The sequence below is a fragment of the Bacteroidota bacterium genome, assembly GCA_016213405.1.
GTDB lineage: Bacteria > Bacteroidota > Bacteroidia > Palsa-948 > Palsa-948 > Palsa-948.
Genome location: JACRAM010000006.1, coordinates 1 through 22,868, shown reverse-complemented (window position 1 = coordinate 22,868; position 22,868 = coordinate 1). Strand labels below are relative to the sequence as shown.

Sequence of the window (22,868 nt, the reverse complement as noted above, 5' to 3'; positions counted from 1 at the left end):
GCCAAACCAGAAGTAAGAAAAGAAGGGAAAGATTAACCGAAATTCCTTTCGTATGTTTCGTACAAATTCGTTTTTCGAGGATTTAAATCTTTAAAATATGAAAAACAAAAAACAGCTTTTCATCTATGCAGCGATACTTATAGCAGGGATAAGTATCGGATGGATGATTTTTGGAGGAGGGAAGGAAAATCCTTCTCAGTCAATCTCATCAGATAAAAGCACCGAACGGCAAAAAGAAATATGGACATGCTCTATGCATCCGCAGATACGAAAAGACAGGCCGGGCAAATGCCCCATCTGCGGAATGGACCTGATACCCGTCAATAACGGCTCGGATAACCAAGATACCGTATGGAATAAAATACAAATGAGCGAAAGCGCTATGAAAATTGCCGAAGTACAAACCACCATTATTCAGAAATCATCCCCCGGAAAAGAAATCCGGTTGCCCGGCAAAGTGAAATCCGATGAGCGGAAAATTGCCGTTATCACTTCACGTTTTGCAGGAAGAATAGAAAAACTCTTTGTAAACTTTACAGGACAGAATGTGCAGCAGGGCGAAAAACTCGCCACCGTTTATTCTCCTGATTTAATCACGGCACAGAAAGAATTGTTTGAAGCGATTAAGTTCAAGCAAAGCAATCCGGAATATTATAAAGCCGCAAGGAACAAACTCAAACTCTGGTCGCTTTCAGAAAATCAAATAGACAACATTGAAAAGAACGGGGAATCACAGAATTATTTTGATGTGCTTTCTCCGCTCGGTGGCACAGTAACAAAACGGGACGTTGCTCTTGGCGATTATGTAAACGAAGGAGCGTTACTTTTTGAAATTTCGGATTTATCATCCGTTTGGATTTTGTTTGACGCCTACGAAAGCGATTTGCCCTGGATACGAACAGGCGATAATGTGAGCTTTGAAGTTCAATCAATGCCCGGAAAAATGTTCAACGGTAAAGTAACATTTATTGACCCGCTGATGGATTCCGAAACCCGCGTGGCGTATGTGCGGACAGAAATAGTCAATCCCGGTAATTTACTTAAACCCGAAATGTTTGTTCGCGGTATCATTAAAACAAAATTGTCTTCTTCAGAAAATGCATTGCTCATTCCTAAATCATCTGTATTATGGACAGGAAAAAAAGCAATTGTATATGTGAAAGTGAAAGAACAAACCAAACCCACTTTTGAATACCGCGAAATCACACTGGGAGAAGATGCCGGCAGTTTTTATGTGGTGAAAGACGGTTTGAAGGAAGGTGAAGAAATCGTAACCAACGGAGTGTTTAAAGTGGATGCTGCTGCGCAACTGGCAGGCAAGCAAAGCATGATGAATCCGAAATCTGATGGAGGAAAAAAATCCATGGAACCTAATCACGAAGAAATGAAAATGGATGCCAGAGATAAAAAAAGCAACAGCAAAACATCAATGACAAATGAAAACTCAACTACTTTTTCATTTAAAGTATTTGGCAACTGTGAAATGTGTCAGGCACGCATTGAAAAGGCAGCGCTGTCTTTGAAAGGTATTCTGTCGGCTGACTGGAACAAGGAAACGAAAATCATTAATGTTGTTTCAGAAAACAAACTATTAAAGCCGGTGGAGGTAAGCGATGCAATTACCGCAATCGGGCACGATACGGAATATAAAACCGCCACGGAGGAATCGTATAATAATTTACCAGATTGTTGCAGGTATGAGAGGAAGACGGATGAAATGTAAAAACTAATCATGCACATTCAAACCATTCATATAAAAAACATGTGCTGCGAGCGCTGCATGAAAGTGGTGGAAGATGAATTGAAAAAACTCGGGCTGAATGTTTCTTCGGTAGAATTAGGTCAAGCCAGCTTCAGGCAAAGCCCTAAAGTATGTTTATCGGCAATAAAAAACATGTTGCATAAAAATGGTTTTGAATTAATCCTGTCGGAAGAAGAACAACTGGTTGAAAAAATAAAACACTGCGTGTATGATTTGATACATGTTCATCAGCGGGAATTTGAAAGAATAAAGTACACCGACTATTTATCCGAAAAAATAAAAAAGCCCTATCGCCATTTAAGTAAAATATTTTCAGAACAAACCAAAATCACCATTGAGCGTTTCATCATTCTTGAAAAAATTGAACGGGCGAAAGAATTATTGGAAGAAGGTGAAATGACTTTCGGTGAAATTGCACGGGCGCTCGGCTACAAAAGTTTGCAGCACTTTTCCGCCCAATTCAAATCTGTTACAATGCTCACAAAAACTCAATACCTGCATCTGAAAAGAAAGAAACGGCAGGGGATAGATGAAATATAGTATAACTCTTTTGCGTTATTGTGTAACAAGAAATCGATATTTATTCATGACCTTCGGAAAATAATTTATACTCCGGTTCTCATCCGTAAAACAAACCACCTCGCAATTGAAAATACCAACTTCAGAAAGGAACAAAGACCTCACAAACAAAAAACAACAAATCAATCCCGAAGGGATGCCTTCGGCATAAACCAAACACAATGAAAACAGTAAAAACAATTTTTCCGGCAGCTTTAGCTGCCATTTTTTTTATGGCAGGATATTCCTGCAATAAAGAAAACAACACGATGATGAATAAAAATAAAACATCATCGCTCTCATCCCTCACTTTAACCGCAGAGCAAACAACATTGTCATCAAACGGAACAACCAAAATTACAGCAAGCGGTGTTAATGTCAAATCCTGCTGCTCTCTTAGCTACACTTGGTCAGCAAGCGCAGGCAATATCACCGGAAACAGCGCTGAGATTACATACAAAGTTCCAGCCAATTCAGGGCAGCAAACAATTACTTGTTTGGCAAAAGATGGCTGCGGAAAATCGCAATCAAAATCAATTGCAATAACAGTTCAATAATAAAAACTAAATTAAATACCATTTAATAAAATTATGAAAACTAAAATCATTTTTTCAGCAGCAGCAATCATCACCCTATTTTGCACACACACTTTTTCTTTTGCACAAGGATGCCATGGAGGTGGCGGTGGAAACATGAGCAGTATGAATAATACTACTACCGTTTCCGATAATCCAAACAAGAATGCTATGTATGGAGGCACCGTGAAGAAGGTGGGCAAATACACTATTGAAATGGTGTACCAGCCGCTTCTTGCAAATGACCCACTCACTTTTCTTCTGATGAACAAAAAAGGAAAGCCCATCAGCAATAAGGGCATTACGGGCAAAGCTGAAATCACTTATCCGGATAAAAGCACCGGAACAATAACATTAGAACCGTTAGGAGAAAACGGGTTTGCAGGACAGATGCAAAATAAAACAGGTTCGTTTATTTGTTTCTTAACACTGCAAATTAATGGCGAAAACATAACCGCACGGTTTGATGGCGATGCAGTAGGAAAAGAAAATGCAACAGCAGCAGCAGGTTACACCTGCCCCATGCACCCCGAAGTGCAGTCAGACAACCCGGGCAACTGCCCCAAATGCGGAATGGCGCTGGTGAAAAAATCAAATACATCAGGAAAACAAGAAATGAAAATGATGTGCCCGATGATGGGAGGTATGAGCGATATGAATAAAATGGAAAGTAAGGAGAAGGACAACGCAACAAACCAAAATAAAACAGACAGCAACACAGGCGCTCAGGATACAATTATTTATACCTGCCCTATGCATGCTGAAGTGAAAGCCGCTCAACCCGGTAACTGCCCAAAATGCGGAATGACGTTGGAGAAAAAGACCGTAAAAAAATCAGATGTAAAAACTGAGAAGAAAGAAACAGCAAAGACATACACCTGCCCGATGCATGCCGAAGTAAAATCAGACAAACCCGGCAGTTGTCCCAAATGCGGAATGAATTTAGTAGAAAAGAAAAATAAATAAAAATTTGCAGGAGCGCAGAAAGGAGCATAAAGATTTTCACTATATGTGTAGTGATTTTTTCACTTTATGCCACCTGCACGGAGTGATGTCCGTGTTTGTACTCCTGCATTTATGCCGCGATAGCAGGTGGCAAGGAAACCAGTTGGAATTACACGATCATGATGATTAATAAATTTCAAATAATGAAAACAACAATTTTATCTTCATTCGCCTTACTTCTCACTTTGCCCTTGTCCTCACAAATTATTCTTAATACAAATGATTTGCCTTCTGTGGGCGATGTGCAGATTTCTGTTAAGGTTGACAGCACGCAAGCGTTGACTCTCTCACCGGGAAATGTCGGAGCTAATGTACTATGGGATTTCAGCAATCTTCAATCCTGCTGCGGCAGTTTGCAAAACTCTTACGATACGCTTACTTGGATTCTGCCATCAAGCACTGCTTATGCCAATGATTTTCCTCTTTCCAATCTTGCTTACAAAAAAGATTGTTACATTGTACATTCACACATCACACATCTTGACGAGGAATACTGCAACTACACCTATTGTATAAAAAATAATAACGGAGTATTGTTATATGGATATTATAAAACGGATGCTAAAACTTATGACAAGATGCGATTTGTTTTTCCCCTGATGCAATACGGAGACACGCTGCAGGAAGATGCCCGGCTGATTTATTATTCTTCCGTTGATACCGTCAAAGTAAGATACATCCAAAATAGATGCATTGCCGATGGATGGGGAACTGTAATTACTCCGTTGGATACTTCTGCCGCATTGCGTGTGCAAACCACTGAAATAATTTATGACAGTATTTATGTTAACAGTGTTGGAAACCTGCAAAGCACAACTGACAGCAATTATTACTATCACTGGTTCACTAAAACTTTGGGATTCCCTGTTATGCAGATTTTCAAAAGCTCGCTTCATCAGGAAAACACCTATTATCAGGATGCGCGTTACTCAGCTTTCAAAACAGCTGTTCTTGGCACGCCAGAACTTTCTCAAAACAATACGGTACAGGTTATTAATACTTTGTCTGGCAAAGAGATGATTTTTATTTTCCCAGACGATATTTCAGTGCGGGATTATTCCATAGAACTATTTGATTTAACCGGAAGAAAAATTAATCCGCTGCTTTCTTTGTTTGAGAATAAGATTATCGTATCGTTTGATAACTATTCAGATGGAATTTATTTATACAGGATTGGAAATTCATCACAAATTTTAAAAACAGGTATTGTTGCAGTTAAATAAAAAATCATTCATCAAAATAAGAAATGAAAATCATATTGCAGTTATTTTTCTGGATGGTTTGTGTATCACTTAATCTATTTTCACAGAAAACGAGAAACACTTCTTCTTCAATTCCTGTTTCAGCTGATGGTATCACTTGGAATGAGCCATTGATTCAGCAAACAGATGAAGCTCCAAAACAAGAATTGCTTTCTTTTGAAGGAGCGCACTATCACCTTTCGTCTCATCTTTTTCCTGTTGTGGGGAAAAATTTCAATCTGCCTTCCGGTGCTTCTTCAGCAGAGGCAAAGCTGAACAATCTCTCGTTTGCCCCCCTGACTGATGCCGAAAAAAACATCCTTAACAAATACGATGCGCTCAATAAGCAGTTATTGGAAAACGACATTGCTCCTTTGGTAACTATTTCCTATTTCAGAAAAAAACCTGTTGCTTACGTTTCTTTTATTCCCATCCGGAAAAATAAAAGTACCGGCAATTATGAAAAATTAATTTCATTCTCCCTTGAAGTTTTTCCGGTTTTTAGTTCCGAAAACAAATCTTCTTTTTTGAAAAAAACGTATGCTCTTAATTCTGTTCTCGCAAACGGAAAGTGGTATAAAGTTTCAGTGGTTGCTGATGGAATTTACAAAATGGATTATGCTTTTCTTAAAAAATCAGGATTGGATGTTGATTCCATTATGCCTCAAAACATCCGCATGTATGGAAACGGTGGAGGACAATTGCCTTATGCTAATTCAGGTTTTCGCTATGACGATTTGCAGGAAAACGCCATTGTGGTGGTAGGCGAATCGGATGGCAAGTTTGACCCTTCGGATTATGTTTTATTTTACGGGCAGTCACAGCACCGATGGAAATACAACAGCACCGATAAAAGATTTCATCACAACCTGAATGTTTATTCAGACACTACTTATTATTTCATCACAACCGATTTGGGTGCAGGAAAAAGAATTATGACACAAAGTTCTTCTTCTCTTCCTCCAACAAACACAATTACCTCATTTGATGATTACACTTTTCATGAATCAGAGGCAGTCAATCTTATTAAATCAGGCAGGCAATTTATGGGAGAAACATTTGACATACTTACTTCTTACAGTTTTGCATTTAACTTTCCGAACATAGAAACCACTTCAAAAGTTTATGCAAAAGTGGATGTGGGTGCAAGAAGAGATTCTCCGGGCACAGATTTTTCATGGAGCGCTGGCAGCGCGTCCTCTTCATTTAATGTGGGCAGTGTTTCCACCACAAGTATTTATGGAACTTATTACAGAACAAACTGGGATACTCTCAGTTTTTATTCTTCTCCAGGAACAATCCCTCTTACCATTTCTAAAACAACTCCATCGCCTGCCATCGGCTGGCTCAATTATGTTGAAGTAAATGCAAGGAGACAGTTACGCATGTCAGGCAGCCAAGCAATTGTTTTTCGCGATATGAATTCCGCAGGCACAGCAACTATTTCTCAGTTCATTATTTCAGATGCAACTTCTGCTTTGCAGGTTTGGGAAGTGACAGATCCTATTAATATAAAATTACAGCAGACAAATTTTTCCGGAAGCACTCTTGATTTCACTTTGCCTACAGATTCATTAAGAGAATTTGCAGCGTTCAACGGACAATCATTTCTCACTCCAAAGATTACAGGCGAAATACCTAACCAGAATTTGCACAGTTTGGCACAGAGTGATTTTATTATCGTAACCAATCCATTGTTTTTAAAAGAGGCAAACGCAATTGCCGATTTGCACCGCACTCAAGATAACATGACAGTTTCTGTCGCCACTACTGAACAGGTGTACAACGAATTTTCATCAGGCGCTCAGGATGTGTCCGCCATTCGTGATTTTGTAAAAATGTTTTACGACCGTGCCGCTGATTCCACCCAACTCCCCAACTATCTTCTCCTCTTCGGAAGGGGTTCGTACAACCTGAAAGCAATTATCAACAATACCAATTATGTTCCCGCTTATGAATCGCTTAACTCAACAGACATAACCGCATCTTATGTTGGGGATGATTTTTACGGAATGTTAGATGATAACGAAGGCGCATGGGATTTTACAGCAGATGTTCTCGACCTTGGTATTGGACGTTTGCCGGTAAAATCTGTCAGCGAAGCGGAAACTGCCGTGAACAAAATCACAAAATACACCAGCGTGCCGGGAACGATTGAAACCGGTAATTCATGTTCAACAGATGTATGTTATGGACTGGGAGATTGGATTAACACGGTAACATTTGCTGCCGATGATGAAGACGGCTCTTCCCATCTTGACCAAGCCGACCTGCTCGCCACAAAAGTTGACAATGTTTACAACAATTACAATCTGGATAAAATTTATTTCGATGCCTACCAACAGGTTGCCACACCGGGCGGTGAGCGCTATCCCGATGCAAATGCTGCGCTCACGCGGAGAATGGACAGGGGAAGTTTGATTGTAAACTGGACCGGTCATGGAGGACCATTGGGATGGGCGCACGAACGGTTTCTTGGAGTATATGATATCAACTCATGGACAAACCAATGCAAACTCACCTTTTTCTTCACTGCTACCTGCGACTTTAGTTTGTGGGATGACCCAGCGCTTACTTCAGCGGGAGAATTAACTTTTTTGAATCCAAACGGTGGAAGCATCGGGCTGATGTCCACCACGCGTGTAGTTTATTCAGCGCCCAACTTCACGCTTAATAATTATTTTTATGACTACGCATTTGCTCCGCTGCCTGATGGAAAAATGCCCCGACTTGGAGATGTATACATGCTGACAAAAAACAGCATGGGCTCAAGTGCAATAAACCACAGAAATTTCACCTTGCTTGCCGACCCTGCTCTTTCTCTCAACTATCCTGAATACACAGTTGCAACAACTGATATAAACGGAGCGCCAGTAAATCCTTTGCTGCCGGATACCGCACGAGCATTGAGCCAGCTAACTGTGAAAGGAGAAGTGCGCGACAAAAGCGGAAATCTATTGACCAATTTCAATGGAATAATTTATCCCACTGTGTACGACAAGAAAGCAAAAATCACCACATTATCCAATGATGCCGGAAGCCCCCCACGCACTTTTCTTCTTCAGAAAAACATTCTCTTTAAAGGAAAGGCAAGCGTAACCAACGGAAAATTTTCTTTCTCCTTCATCATTCCGAAAGATATTGCCTACAACTATGGTAAAGGAAGAATAAGTTATTACGCGCACAACGGCTATCAGGATGCAAGCGGATATTTTGAGGACTTTATCATTGGCGGAACGGATACAACTGCCCGACCGGATGTAATTGGTCCGGACATAAAACTTTTTCTGAACGATGATAAATTTGTATTTGGAGGAATCACAAATGATGATCCTAAAATTTTTGCCGTACTCAGTGATGAAAACGGCATTAACACTGCCGGAATAAGTATCGGCCACGATATCACTGCTGTGCTGGATGGAAGAAATGAGCAGCCCTTCGTGCTTAACGATTATTATGAATCCGATATGGATAATTACAAAAAAGGTTCGGTGCGCTATCCGCTCATCGATCTTGCCGAAGGAAATCACTCGCTCAATGTAAAAGTGTGGGATGTGTATGGTAATTCCTCCTCCTCGTACACAGAATTTTTGGTGGCGGCTTCTGCCACACTCGCACTCAAACACGTGCTCAACTATCCCAATCCGTTCACTACAAAAACTTCTTTTTACTTTGAGCATAACAAATGCTGCACAAATCTGGATGTGCAGGTGCAGGTATTTACCGTATCCGGAAAACTTGTAAAAACCATCCAGCAGTTTGTAAACCTGGAGGGTTTTCGTTCAGACCCTATTGACTGGGATGGCACAGATGATTATGGCGACAAAATCGGACGGGGAGTTTACATTTACCGCCTGCGCATTAAATCTGCGGGCGAAACAGCCGAGCAGTTTGAAAAGTTGGTCATATTAAAATAAAATGGTTCTACTCGGTTTCCTGCGGGTAACTATCTTTTGATGTATTAACCCCGTTGGATTCACCCCGTTGGAAATTCTTCCTACGGGGTAAAAAATCCCGCAGGGTATCCTACGGGGTTAAACCTTAGTAGCAAAAATAAACCATACAAACCCGAAACCTTATTACATTTAGGACTTACGCAAGAATATTGAACAATGTTTTTTCTTTGCGTTTTCTTTGCGTTTTTCTTTCTTTGCGAACTTTGCGAGAAAGATTTCACGCAAAGAACGCTAAGATTTTCGCAAAGAGCGCAGAGTTTGCGTAAGTCCTTACATTATATTGACGGATAAGATAATAAGGTTGAAAAAATTAAGCGCACATTCTTTCTACTAAGGTTTAAAAAAGGCAAACCCTGAATAAATATTTCTTCTTTTATATTAACTTTGATGCATTATGATACCATTCAACAACATGCCGCCTCACTCCCGCGCTTGGATTTATCAATCCGACAAAGAGTTTACTGAAAAAGATAAAAACATTTTCAAAGAGCTTTCAAAAACTTTTCTCGAAAACTGGATGTCGCATGACAAACCCGTGAAAGGAGCTATTGAACTTTTTCACAACCGGTTTATTGTCATACTCATTGATGACAAAGACGACAAAGCATGCGGAAGCAGCATTGACGCATCGCTGCGCCTGATGAAAGAACTGGAACAGGAACTTGGCGTTACACTGCTTAACCGGATGCTCACGGCTTATCGCCATGGCGGTAAAATAATCTCCTGCACGCTCAGCGAGTTCAGAACATTGGTTGAAAACGGAACTTTGAACGAAAACACAACTGTGTTCAACAATCTGGTGAGCACCAAAGAGGAGTTTGAAAAAAACTGGGAAGTGCCTCTTGAGAGAAGTTGGCACAGGCAGTTTGTATAAGATTTGTTACAGTTCTTTAGAGTTGAAGCGTAATTCTCTTGAGTTGAAGCATAGTTCCGTTCAATAATTACCTGAACACAATATCCAGAATCACTTCTTCTCCGGCTTCTTCATTCAGTATTTTAATAAGTTTTTCGCGGGAGTAAAAAAGTTCCTGCTTGAGCGGTGCGGAGTCAAGATGGAGATAAAGTTTTTTATTGCGTATGGAGATTTCTTTGGTGTGTTTGGCAATCATTTTGCCCATGTGCTTTTCCCAGCCGTCAATTATTTTCTGCTCGGCAAGCTTGCCTGAGAGCCGCGAGGATTTCAGGAACGAGCCAATGGCGTCTTTCAGGGGTTGTTCGTTGCTGCTCATGATGCTAATATACGAATGTCATTCCGAACGCATGTGAGGAATCTCCTCATACTATTCTACATCATAAGGAGATTTCTCTGGCACCAAAGCGTGCCATCGAAATGACACCTGTTATTCGAAAATACTTCCATCCTTCACTTTGAAAAGTTTTGTTTCTGAATTAACTCCTTTAAAAAGTTTTTGAATCCTTTCTTTGCTTGTATCGGTGATAAATACCTGCCCGAAATCATTGGTGTTTACCAGTTCAATTAATCGTTTGGTTCTATGTTCGTCCAGCTTGTCATGAATATCATCGAGCATGAGGATGGGAATTATCTGCTTGTGCTGTTTCACAAATTCAAACTGCGCGAGCTTCACGGCAAGCAAATAAGATTTCTGCTGCCCTTGTGATGCGAATTTTTTTGCAGGATAGTTTCTGGAGAAAGAATTCGCTGACTCGGATTCTCCCATCCTGAATTCCCAATCATCTTTGTGAACTCCAACGGTGGAATATTCCATCACCCGGTCTTTATCCTGCGATTCGTTGAGCAATGCTTCAAAATCTCCTTTGCTTAACTGCGATTGATACGCAATCTCCACTTTTTCTTTTCCTCCTGAAATCAGTTCATAGTATTTCTGAAATATCGGTTCAAACTCGGCAGAAAATTCTTTTCTCTTATTGAAAATCCTTTTTCCGAATTCTACTAACTGCGCATCCCAAATCTTCAGAGCATCCGCATCAAAACTTCCCTTCCTTGAAAACTGTTTCAACTGGGCATTCCTCTGCAGAAGAACTTTTGTGTAAGCAATAATATCTTCAAGATACGCGCGGTCGTATTGAGAAATGATGCTGTCGGCAAACTTCCTGCGTATCTCACTTCCTTCCAGAATCAATTCAATATCAGAAGGCGAAGTCATCACTACGGGAAACATTCCGATATGGTCGGCAAAACGCGTGACTTCTTTTTTATTCAGCTTGACTTGTTTTCGCTCGCTTTTTTTCTGAGCGCAGTAAACCTCGCAGGACTGCGGCTCCTGTCCAACGGGGTAAACTTCTTCTTCCTTCTCCCCCACTTTGAATTCTCCTTGTATCACAAACAAAGGAGCATCGTGAAAAATATTCTGAGAATCAATCGGATTGAAATAACTTTTTGTGAAAGAGAGATAATGAATGGCATCCAGCAGATTGGTTTTGCCTTCTCCGTTATTTCCGACTATGCAATTGAAACGTTCGGAAAAAATCACATCTGCGTGAGCATAGTTTTTGAAACTCACGAGAGATAGTTTATGAAGGGTCAATCTTTTCATTTTCCGAATATACAAATGTAATTCCTGCTATAATTGTATTATCAAAATAATTTTACCTTTGCCCTCCTTATGAAAAGGATTACACAGATAGAAAATCGGTGTAATCACTAACTAAAAAAACATGGCAGAAAAAGATGAACCCATTGTTGATGTTCAGGAATCCATCAGCAAAGCGGAGCGGTACATAGAAGAAAACAAAAAGAGTTTATCTATTATCGTTGGCGCAGTAGTAGTGCTGGTAGGCGGCTATTTTGCCTGGACAAAACTTTATCTCGCACCGCTGGAAGAAGAAGCGCAGGGTCAGATGTATACGGCAGAGCATTATTTTGAAAAAGATTCTCTCAACAAAGCCATCAACGGTGACGGGCAGTTTCTCGGTTTTAAAGATATTGCTGACCAATACGGATTAACATCTTCAGGAAATCTCGCGCACATGTATCTCGGGCTTTGCTATCTGCACACCGGCAAGTTTGAAGATGCCATCAGCGAGTTGAAAGAATACGATGGCGATGACCTGATGCTTGCTCCTATTTCTGTTGGGGCGATTGGTGATGCGTATTCAGAACTCGGAAAACAAGACGATGCCATTGACCAATACATGAAAGCCGCTGAAACCAATAAAAATAATTTCACCACTCCCATTTACCTGATGAAAGCCGCAACGCTTTATGAATCTCAGGGCAAATATGCTGATGCGGTAAAAATATACGAGCAGTTGAAAACTGATTTCCCTGAAGCGCGTGAAGGGCGTGATGTGGAGAAATATATTTCCCGCGCCAAAATGAAAGGCGGTTTGAATTAATTTTCAGTCATTCATTGTTCATGTCTTCTTCCGTAAAAAATCCATCTTCGAATTACAAGGTCGAACTTTTATTTCCTGACTCCATACGAATTGGCGTGGTGGTGGCGGAGTGGCATCCTGAAATTACTGAGGCATTATATCAGGGAGCAGAAAAAGTTCTTCTTGAAAATGGAATCAAAAAAGAAAACATCCTTCGAAAAAATGTTCCCGGCAGTTTTGAATTGCCTCTCGGTGCTCAACAATTGATTGATAAAACAAAAGCCATTGTTTGCCTGGGTTGTGTAATCAAAGGGGAAACCGATCATTACCAATTCATTTGTGATGCTGTTGCTAACGGCATCATGCATGTCGGATTAAAGTTAAACATTCCGGTGTCTTTCGGAGTATTAACAACGGATACGGTCGAACAGGCGAAGGAGCGCGCAGGAGGAAACCATGGGAACAAAGGAGAAGAAGCGGCTTTTACCTCACTGAAAATGATAGAGAAAAGAAATTCTTGATTTTATTAGTAGTCCTTCCCCTCAATTTATCGAACCTTTGGGAAGACTATGATAGCTTAGTTGTGTTTCGTCAAAGATATGGCAATTTTGAATCTAAACGATGAAAGACTTAACCTACGATCTTGCGTCCTATGGAATTTCTCGCTGCGTAAGCAAAATGATAAAAATATTTTTCCAACTCAGCAAAAGAAGAATTGTATTCCTTGCCTCCCACAAAGGCATCGCAAACAGTTTCTTTTGCACGAGCAATTTCCTTTAAACGATTTTTCCATCTGGTATCACTAAGCGTCAGGTCAAGTAACTCGATAGCGCGGAAAACTGCCTCTTTGAATAATTTCTCATCTTTTTCTTTCCACTTGGCTGCGCGTCCCACCTCGCTGCCGATGTTGCCCATTTGCTGGCAGAGCGTATACGTAAACCACTTGCCCGATGCCATTGATGAATGTTGAAATGCCATTTTATTATTCTTTAATAAGTTTTGAAACTATTTCAATTATTTTTTTCTGAGTGTCTATATTTTCAACACTCCGAGAGCGATTTCCCAAGTAGGGACGAATGTTAATCATTGAATCAAATTCTATTCTTGCTGGCATTACTTGTGCAGGATGAATATTTATTCCCCAAAGATTTTCCTGATTGCTTCCTTCATCTATCAAGTGCGCTTCTTCATCTGCGTGCATTTCACCGCCAATAGCCATGATTTTTTTTTCAATATCTACCACTGCTTTCACCAATGAGCCAAACTGGTTTTCAGCCATTGATTTTATTTCTGACAAGTTTATAGGAAGAGAAATTGTTATGATCTGAAACATTTAAAAGTTTAATTTAACGAATGTACTATTTTAAAAAATATTTCTTCTCAACAGTAGTCCCGACTGGATTCGAACCAGTGACCGCAGGTTTAGAAAACCTGTGCTCTATCCAGCTGAGCTACGGGACCTTTTCAAAAAAGAAATGACGAATGTAGAATTACAAATTTATCATTCGTTATTCATAATTCGCCATTTCAAATTGTCGGGGTGGCAGGGATTCGAATCTCAGTCATAATTCGTTCTTTTATTAACAATTTCGCCTTTTCTTTACTATCTATAAACTTTGGTAACCGAATAGGTAACCGAGTATGTCAATTATTATGCAAGTATAATTAATTTGGTAATAGATGATTGTGTTTGTTACCGATTAATCTATTACCAGTACGTGCTAATAAACTGATGGTGTTTTATTTTTTGTATTGGAATTTATTTGCTACCATTTTAATTTCTCAAGAATTTCCTGCTTTTTTCTGCGAGAAATTTCAAAACCAAAATTACGAGCAATAGTCAAAACACATGGCTCTCCCTTGCTGTAGCCGCTCACATGATTAATATTGGCAAGACAGCTTTTGCTGATACGCATAAACTGAGAATATGCTTGCAGCATTTCTTCAAACTCACCCAAATTTTTAGAGGAAGAATATTTTTCTCCGTTTGCATTATATAGTAATGTATAGTTGCGCTCCCCCTCCATGTGTGTGATTGCGCTTAGAGGAATGAACTTGACCTTATCATTGACATGAACAGCAATTTTTTTCTCTATCTCTTTGCTTTCGATATGAGCAAGGAGATTAGTTAGTTTTTCATTCTGATTTTTTATGTCTTGCCTGGTTTCTAATCTTTTGACGGCACGTTTCAATTCTTCTACCTCCACGGGTTTGAGTAAATAATCAAGTGCGCTGAAGCGGATTGCCTCCAATGCGTATTTATCATAGCTGGTTATGAATATAACTTCAAAAGGAACATAAATATATTTCTGCAAGAGATCAAACCCATTTGCTTTTGGCATTTGTATGTCAAGAAAAACCGCCTGAGGTTTTGTCGCTGCAATTATTTGCCTTGCTTTCTGAACATTATCCGCTTCACCGCAAACAATAATGTTCGGGCAGAATTTCTGAAGTAGTTTCTTCAGCACATTGCGGCTGTCTGCTTCATCATCAACTATTACAATTTTTATTTCCATTTTAATTATACGTTGGCAAATCAATTTCCACACGGGTGCCTACAGAAAACTTATTGTCATTGTACAAATCGATAATTCTGATATCTGCCTTAACATTAATAGCCTTAAGAATATCTACTCTTTTTTCTGAAAGCATCATTCCAAAAGACTCATGCGTGCTTTCTTTTTTTAAGAGTGTAGAACGCTCTCTGCCAATCCCATTATCTTCTATTATAATTTTAAGAACACTTACATTTAAGAAAAGATGCACTTTTAGTTTTCCTTTTTTACTTTCATTTAAATGCATAATACCGTGCCATATTGCATTTTCAAGATACGGTTGTATAAGCAAAGTGGGTACTTTAATTTCTTCAATTGGTAAATTATCATCTACTAAAATTTCAAAATCAAATCTTTCTTTGAACCTTGTTTGCTCCAGCTCTATATAAAGTTTTAATGCCTCTAATTCTTTTTCTAAACTAATTGAGCTATGCTGAGAATTAGAAAGCACTTGCCTAATGAGTTTGCTAAACTTTGCAAGATAATCATACGCAAACTGACTATCGTTATTCAAAATGTAGCTCTGTATGCTATTGATTGCGTTGAATACAAAATGCGGGTTCATTTGTGCCCGAAGAGCTACCATTTGATATTCTGCCAGCTGCTTATTAATGCTTGTTTTTTCTACTTCTTGTTTTTTTATTTTTTTCATTCTGTAATAGATATATAAATATCCGCAACCTATCAGAATAATAATTTCCAATGAAATAAACCACCACGTTTGCCAAAAAGGATTTAATACTACAAAGCTGAATGATACGGGAATAGTGCTGGCGATGCCATCATTGTTATACGCTTTAGCTTGTAGCGTATATTGCCCGGAAGCCAGATTGCTAAAATTTATTTCGTTACTGAGAGTTGTATGCCAGGTTGAATCTGCTCCAAGCAAGCGATAAGAATATGTTTTGTCGGCAGATTTATAAGTAAGTGCTTCAAGAATGAAACGCAGATTATTTTCGTCATGCATAAAAGTTGTTATGTGATTTTGTAAAATACTATCGTGTAAAAAAATATGACTGATATAAACCGGAGGGGGAACTTTGTTTGGTTGTAATGTTGAAAATGGCATATGACATAAACCATTTGCAGTGGCCAGCCATAATTTTTCACCGTCAAACTCCAAATTCATTATTTCATTGGAGATCAATCCATGTGATGTGTTGTAATTTTCTATCTGGACGGAAGAATAATCGGCATCAGAAGGAATAATTTTACTCAACCCTTTATTGGTTCCTACCCAAAGAATGTTTTCCAATACAACAACCGCATTGCATTTATCAGAAGGCAGTCCGTTTTTAGAAGAAATAATTTTTGCCATGCCATTATTAAGGTGAATAAAAATTCCCTTTTCGTCAGTTGCAACAATCAAGTTGTTTGAAGCATCTTCTATTATTTTATTGATTTTACCTTGAGGCAAACTCGTCTGATTTGAAGGAGAAATAATTTTTTCATTTTTGTATTGATAAATTCCTTCCGTAGTACCGATAAGAACATCTCCATTATGCCGGGTAAAAATACATCTGCCTCTTGCAGGCAGAAATTCTATTACCTCTTCCATGTTTCCAACCCGTACTAACTCTCCGGAATTGATTCCTACTATTTCGCCCTGTGATGTTTGTGTTATATCGTACAAGAAATCTGAAGTACTTTTTCCCTTATACTTTATTAATTCAAAATGGAGTAAACCAGTATCGGCACTAAGAACTATGCCGCCAAGAAAAAAAATAGTGTTACCTATTTTTTTTGTGCTATAGTAATATACCTTCTTATCTAACAATATTTCATTCAATTCAATGGAACTTGTATCGTCCACGAAAAAGAAACGGGAAGAAGCGTTGCTACATAGAACATGTTTATTCAATTTGCAAAGTGAGATAATATTATTTTCAAGTCCATCTATATTATTAAAGGCAATCACTTTTTTTGAAGCACAGTAGTAAACTCCTTTCACAAAAGAAGTTGCCCATATTCCGCCTTCCTGGTCAACCATCATAGAAGAAATCGACTCATTGCTGAGAGAAATAATTGGCGGGCTGTCGAGATTTCCTTTTCTGTAAAAAAACACACCCTTCTCGTAAACAGTTATCCAAACATCTCCGTCAGCGTCCTGGTATAAATGCAGAATGCGTCCGGGAAATTTTTTTTCAGTGTACGAACCATCTGCATGAATTTCCAAAAGCACATTTTCAATACTTAATAATACACAATTAGAGTTCAGCATTAAAGAAGTAAAATAACCCGGTGCTCCATACATTATCTTATAATCGTATTGAAGTGTTTTATGAAAGGCGTCCACTTCTATTGTCTCCTGGCTGATTGTGGATTTTTTTAATATTATACTGATAGTGTGGTATGCCATAGATATTTTTCCATCAAGGATTTTTATGTAAAGATTACAGAGATTGTTTTTCTGTGGAAGCGAATCAACGGTAGAAAAATTATTTTTTACATTCAGACGATAGATTCCTTTATTCGTAGCAATCAACAAATTCCCATCCGTATCATTTTCCAATGAAAACACCTGATACAATCCCGTTTTTAAATATTTCTGAAGTTGTTTACTGCCTTCAACCTTATGTACACTATCCCTATAGATATAACCTACTGAGGAAGAAATGGTATTGAACCATATATATCCGTTTTTATCTTCATGAATCCTGAAAACCGTATTATCCTGTAACCCGTTGCTGACTGAAAAACATTTCAAATCACGACCATTATAGCGGCACAAACCGGCATTGGTGCTGAACCAAATATACCCTTTGCTATCCTGAATTATATTATAACACTCAGAAGAAGGTAACTCATCCTCAATACCTACATGCTTAAAATTAAATTGCTGGGCAACTAAGCACAAAGGAAGAATGAAGAACAATAAAAATATGTACCTCCTTATTTTCACCATATCCGTGCAAAGTTAGGGTTTGTATGTATCTGTTTATCTCTATTCTTTGTATGTGTAAAAAACTTATCTAACTGCGTATAACGCTAATGATTATAAATTAACTTTATAGTCAAGAATCCATTCTTCCAAATATTTAATTAAAATTCTTCACATGAAAAAACTATTACTCTTCTTCGCCACAATTATTTGCCTTGCTTCATCAATCAAGGTAAACGCCCAACATAAGCAGTTATGGGGAACTACCTCTGGAGAAGGAAGTTCCTACCCCTCCAACGGAACTTTATTTCATTATAACACAGATACGCAGAACATACGAATGGATTACAACTTTCCTATTTTCAATGAAGGAAGGATGCCTCATCATGTAAAGCTTGCTGATGGCGGAAATGGAAAATTATATGGGATGACGCTGCAAGGAGGATTGAACAATAGCGGGGTGATTTTTGAATGGGATACAACTACAAATGTTTACACAGTCAAGATTAATCTCTCAACTTATGGTGCGGCAAGCGGAGTGGGATCCCTTATTTTATACAATGGCATTTTTTACGGAACTACTGCAGGAGGAGGAACAAGCGGGTGGGGAATTTTTTTTTCGTGGGATCCTGCAACAAATATTTTTACTAAAAAGGTTGACTTTACCGGAGCTAACGGAAAATATCCTGATGCTTGCTTGGCACTTTATAACAGTAAAATATACGGAATAACATCGCAGGGAGGAACGAATAGCAATGGAGTAATCTTCGTATTTGATCCTTCTCTTGACAATTTTACAGTTTTAAAAAGTTTTGTTGGCCAGGGCAACAACACCATTGGCTCTTTTGCTATAGTTAATAATAAATTTTGGGGTGCGAGCAAAGGAAGCGGAAGCAGCGGGACAATTTATATGTATGACCCTGCATTAAATACTTTAACCTTAAGGGCAACTTTTACTGCGCCTGTAGGTTTAGACCCCTTCAGTGACTTGACTTTTTATAATAATACGCTTTATGGCACAACCGTTACTGGGGGGTTCAAAAATCAGGGAACGATTTACAAATTTGATACTACCACGAATGTTATTACAAATTTGTTTGACTTTGATTCTCTTTCCGGATTTAGTAATTACGGTTCCCTTACTATTGCTAATGGAAAATTATACGGAATGGCTCAATACGGTGGAACTAATAATAAAGGTACTTTATATGAATTCAATCCTGTTGGAAACATCTTTACTAAAAAATTTGATTTTGGCAATGCCACAACGCCAGGAGAACATTCCACATCCACGTGCACATTTCTGAATGGGAAGTTTTACGGAATGACATACTATGAATATAGTATCGGAGGAAGAATTTTCGAATGGGATCCGGCCACAAATATTTATACTTCTAAAATAAGTTTGAATGAATATTCTAATGGAAAAAATCCAAATGGATCTATATCCTATTATAATGGGAAATACTATGGCACAACTCCTATAGGCGGAAGTTATGCCAGTGGAGTTATTTTTGAATTTAATCCTTTAACAAAAATATTTACAAAAAAAATTGACTTTAACGGAACTAACGGAGCTGGTTCAAAAGGCGGCTTTACAATGCATAACGGAAAATTTTATGGCTTAACATATGGCGGTGGAACTTATAATAAGGGGGTTCTTTTTGAATGGGACCCCAACACAAATATTTATACTAAGAAAATAGATTTGGATGATTCAACGGGTTTCAATCCCTATGGAAATCTCAAAGAATTCAATAATAAATTATATGGAATCACATCAGGTGGAGGGAGCGCGTACAGTTCCGGGTCAATATTTGAATATGACCCTTCTATTAATACCTGCACAAGAAAAATTGCTTTTGATCCTGCAACAGGAGGATGGATATCAGGTTCTTTGCTTTTATACAACAATAAATTTTATGGAATGACGGGCTATGATGGCGCCAATGGAGGCGGAACCATTTTTGAATGGAATCCCACTACCAACTCCTTTACTGTTTTGTATGATTTTAATTTTGGTGCTTCAGGTAAATCCCCCTATGGAGATTTAAGTTTGTATAACAGTAAATTTTATGGAATGACTTACGATGATGATGTAAATGGAGTAGGAGTTATTTTTGAATTTAATCCTACCGGAAATGTTTATACGAAAAAGATTTCTTTTGATGGCGGAACAAAGGGGGCAAGTCCAAAAGGCTCTCTCACTCTTCTTGGTAGCAAGTTTTATGGACTTGCTATGAATGCCGGAGCAAATCAACGAGGTGTGTTATTTCAATGGGACCCCACCACAAATGTTTTCATTACAAAAATTGATTTTGACGGAATCAATGGAGCCTATCCCGCATATTGCCAGTTGCTTTCCAGCAATGCAAATCCTGTTTTAAGTAATCTGCCCGGGCCACTTCGTCTTTGTTCTGGATCTAGCGGATTTGCATCATTTAATATTACAGATGGAGATGGAGATGCATTATCATTTTCAAAAGCAAGCAGTAATACTACCCTCCTTCCTTCAGCTAATATTTCCGTTGCGTATATCAGCGATTCCACTTATCATGTAAATGTAAATCCTGTGGCAGGCATAACAGATAGTTCGCTTGTAACAATTATTGCCAATGATGGCTATGGAGGCGAAGTGAGTTTCAGTTTTATGGTAAAAGTTTTTGCCCCTCCTGTTATTCCCATTTGTTTGGTAACGGTTGATACATCTACTTCTACAAAGAATGTTGTTGTTTGGGAGAAACCTGTTACCACTGCCATTGACAGTTTCAGAATTTATAGAGAGATTGGTTTGAATAATTATGTGTACATAGGAAGCACTTCTTATTCTGCACTTTCAGAATACACAGATACCACCAACGGAGTGAATCCGAAAATACAATCGTACCGTTACAAAATTGCCTGCGTTGACACCTGCGGCAACATAGGTGTGAAAAGTTCTCATCACCGCACCATTCACCTTTCCACACCCAACTATACTCCGCCCAGCACTTTCGATTTAATCTGGACAAATGATTATGAAGGTTTTTCTTTCTCTCAATATTATATTCTGCGCGATGGAAACAATTCAGGCAGTTGGGTCAAGATTGATTCTGTTACGTATGGCAGTTTTTCGTATACCGACATTGCTGCTCCCACTGACAGCGCACGATATATTGTTGAAGCTGCACCTGCACAACCCTGCAATGTGACCATTAAAAATCCAACATGGCTGGCTTCATCCATTAAATCATCCAAGTCAAACACATCAGACAGAATTGGCGGTTCAACTCCTATGACCCTAGCCATATCTTCTACAAATATAAGTTGCAACGGGCAGAATAACGGAACAGCAACTGCTACTCCTGCAGATGGAACTGCACCGTATACTTATTTATGGTCTCCTGGCGGACAAACCACACAAACAGCCACCGGACTCTCTGCCCTAACGTATACTGTAAGCGTTACTGATTCACAAACAATCACCGCTACTGAAACAATAACTATTACACAGCCCGCTGTGGTGTCTGTTTCAGCAACTAACTCCGCCAGTATTTGTGTTGGAGATTGCGCTACACTCACTGCCAATGCTTCAGGTGGAAATGGAGGATTCACTTATCTGTGGCAGCCGGGTGGATTAGCCGGAGCAACAGTGTCAGTTTGCCCTACAACAGCCACTGTGTATACAGTGACTGCAACAGATATTAACAGTTGCACCGGAGCAAAAACTTCCTCGGTAACAATTTCTACATTACCGCCTGCAACCCCGGGAAGTATTGCAGGTTCAACAACCTTGTGTCAAGGCAGCGCGCAGACATACAGCGTTGCTGTTGTAAGCGGTGCCACTTCATATTCATGGACGCTTCCTTCAGGATGGACGGGGGCATCATCAACAAACAGCATCAATGCCACTGCAAGTGCTACGAGCGGAACTATTACCGTAACTGCAAATAGTTCCTGCGGCATATCATCCCCGCAAACTTTATCTGTTACGGTCTTTGTTCCTGTCATACCAACGGTAACTCCGGGCGGTGCAACCACTTTCTGTCAGGGAGGCAGCGTGATATTAATTTCAAGCAGCGGAACAGGGAATTTATGGTCGAACAGCGCCACTACGCAATTTATTAACGTAACAACATCAGGAAATTATTTTGTAACCGTTACCGATGCAAACGGATGCGCTGCCTCTTCATCTCCTGTTAATGTCACTGTTCATCCAACACCCAATGCTACTATTACACCCAGCGGACCTACCACTTTTTGCCAGGGAGGAAACGTGATGCTGATATCCGGAAGCAGTTCAGGAAATGTTTGGTCAACCAGCGCGACAACACAATTCATTACTGTGACCACATCCGGTAATTACTCTTTAACGGTTACCGATGCAAATGGATGCACGGCTAACTCATCTCTGGTAACTGTAACGGTAGATGCAATACCAACCGCATCAATAACTGTAACCGGCACAACAACTTTCTGTCAGGGAGGTTCGGTTACCCTAACCGGACAAGGTGGCAGCAGCTATTCATGGTCAACTACTGCAACAACACAAAGTATTTCTGTAAATCAATCCGGAACTTACACGGTGATTGCCACCAATACATGCGGAAGTTCCAACACATCAGCATCTGTTACAGTGAATTCTTTGCCAACAGTAACATTTTCTCCTCTCAATCCTGATACTGTTTGTTTAACAGGAGGTTCTTTTGCTCTCACGGGAGGTTCTCCAATCGGAGGAACTTATTCCGGTGCAGGAGTAAGTGCAGGAAACTTTGATCCCGCAACAGCGGGAAGCGGACTGCATACGCTTATATATACATATACTGATGCTAATCTCTGCACAAATTCTGATTCAGCACAGGTGTATGTTGACTTGTGTACCGGAATAGCAAATACAGACATCAATTCAGGAATCATTGTTTATCCGAATCCCAATCACGGAAGTTTCACCGTCATTGCGAGCGAAGCGAAGCAATCTCAAATCAAAATCTATAACACGCTGGGTGAATTAGTTTATCAAACATCCGTTAACGAAAAGAAAACAGAAATAAAAATTCCT

Annotated in this window: 16 protein-coding genes and 1 tRNA gene; 10 read left to right on the top strand and 7 right to left on the bottom strand. The window is 39.3% G+C overall.

Annotated elements, in window-relative coordinates:
• The first annotated feature begins 97 nt into the window (after positions 1–97).
• The 7 genes from HY841_00530 (at position 98) to HY841_00500 (ending at position 9,971) form a co-directional block, all read left to right on the top strand.
• Positions 98–1,723, top strand: a complete 1,626-nt coding sequence (locus HY841_00530; protein MBI4929218.1) for an efflux RND transporter periplasmic adaptor subunit — start codon at positions 98–100, stop codon at positions 1,721–1,723.
• Between the two features lie 9 nt (positions 1,724–1,732).
• A complete protein-coding gene (locus HY841_00525; GenBank protein MBI4929217.1) occupies positions 1,733–2,302 on the top strand; it encodes a helix-turn-helix transcriptional regulator in 570 nt (189 codons plus the stop codon).
• 200 nt (positions 2,303–2,502) lie between these two features.
• A complete protein-coding gene (locus HY841_00520) occupies positions 2,503–2,877 on the top strand; it encodes a hypothetical protein (GenBank protein ID MBI4929216.1) in 375 nt (124 codons plus the stop codon).
• A gap of 33 nt (positions 2,878–2,910) precedes the next feature.
• Entirely contained in the window at positions 2,911–3,861 is a 951-nt protein-coding gene (locus tag HY841_00515) for a hypothetical protein (protein MBI4929215.1), read from the top strand.
• Between the two features lie 182 nt (positions 3,862–4,043).
• Positions 4,044–5,123: a hypothetical protein gene (locus HY841_00510; protein MBI4929214.1), complete on the top strand. Its 1,080-nt coding sequence runs from the start codon at positions 4,044–4,046 to the stop codon at positions 5,121–5,123.
• Positions 5,124–5,146: 23 nt separating this feature from the next.
• Complete coding sequence (gene porU, locus HY841_00505; protein ID MBI4929213.1) at positions 5,147–9,058, top strand: type IX secretion system sortase PorU; 3,912 nt, start codon at positions 5,147–5,149, stop codon at positions 9,056–9,058.
• Between the two features lie 433 nt (positions 9,059–9,491).
• The gene (locus HY841_00500; protein MBI4929212.1) at positions 9,492–9,971 is read left to right on the top strand and encodes an ABC transporter ATPase; all 480 of its coding nucleotides are present in this window, start codon (positions 9,492–9,494) and stop codon (positions 9,969–9,971) included.
• Positions 9,972–10,038: 67 nt separating this feature from the next.
• Here HY841_00500 and HY841_00495 read toward each other — a convergent pair whose 3' ends face one another.
• Positions 10,039–10,326: a DUF721 domain-containing protein gene (locus HY841_00495; protein ID MBI4929211.1), complete on the bottom strand. Its 288-nt coding sequence runs from the start codon at positions 10,324–10,326 to the stop codon at positions 10,039–10,041.
• Between the two features lie 111 nt (positions 10,327–10,437).
• Positions 10,438–11,604, bottom strand: coding sequence for a DNA replication/repair protein RecF (locus tag HY841_00490; protein MBI4929210.1), 1,167 nt, complete (start codon positions 11,602–11,604; stop codon positions 10,438–10,440).
• Between the two features lie 130 nt (positions 11,605–11,734).
• Here HY841_00490 and HY841_00485 point away from each other — a divergent pair, with 130 nt between their 5' ends.
• Together HY841_00485 and HY841_00480 are read left to right on the top strand one after the other, a co-directional pair.
• Complete coding sequence (locus tag HY841_00485) at positions 11,735–12,415, top strand: tetratricopeptide repeat protein (GenBank protein MBI4929209.1); 681 nt, start codon at positions 11,735–11,737, stop codon at positions 12,413–12,415.
• Between the two features lie 20 nt (positions 12,416–12,435).
• Entirely contained in the window at positions 12,436–12,915 is a 480-nt protein-coding gene (locus HY841_00480) for a 6,7-dimethyl-8-ribityllumazine synthase (protein MBI4929208.1), read from the top strand.
• A gap of 109 nt (positions 12,916–13,024) precedes the next feature.
• Here HY841_00480 and HY841_00475 read toward each other — a convergent pair whose 3' ends face one another.
• The 5 genes from HY841_00475 to HY841_00455 form a co-directional block, all read right to left on the bottom strand.
• Positions 13,025–13,372, bottom strand: a complete 348-nt coding sequence (locus HY841_00475; GenBank protein ID MBI4929207.1) for a hypothetical protein — start codon at positions 13,370–13,372, stop codon at positions 13,025–13,027.
• 4 nt (positions 13,373–13,376) lie between these two features.
• Entirely contained in the window at positions 13,377–13,673 is a 297-nt protein-coding gene (locus tag HY841_00470) for a hypothetical protein (GenBank protein ID MBI4929206.1), read from the bottom strand.
• Between the two features lie 108 nt (positions 13,674–13,781).
• Positions 13,782–13,855, bottom strand: a tRNA-Arg gene (locus tag HY841_00465).
• A 305-nt stretch (positions 13,856–14,160) separates the two neighbouring features.
• The gene (locus tag HY841_00460) at positions 14,161–14,910 is read right to left on the bottom strand and encodes a response regulator transcription factor (GenBank protein ID MBI4929205.1); all 750 of its coding nucleotides are present in this window, start codon (positions 14,908–14,910) and stop codon (positions 14,161–14,163) included.
• A gap of 1 nt (position 14,911) precedes the next feature.
• Positions 14,912–17,854, bottom strand: coding sequence for a histidine kinase (locus tag HY841_00455; protein MBI4929204.1), 2,943 nt, complete (start codon positions 17,852–17,854; stop codon positions 14,912–14,914).
• A 151-nt stretch (positions 17,855–18,005) separates the two neighbouring features.
• On the opposite strand from HY841_00455, the gene HY841_00450 reads away from it, so the two are divergent.
• Positions 18,006–22,868 (top strand): T9SS type A sorting domain-containing protein (locus HY841_00450; GenBank protein ID MBI4929203.1); only part of this gene is annotated, 4,863 nt, incomplete at its 3' end.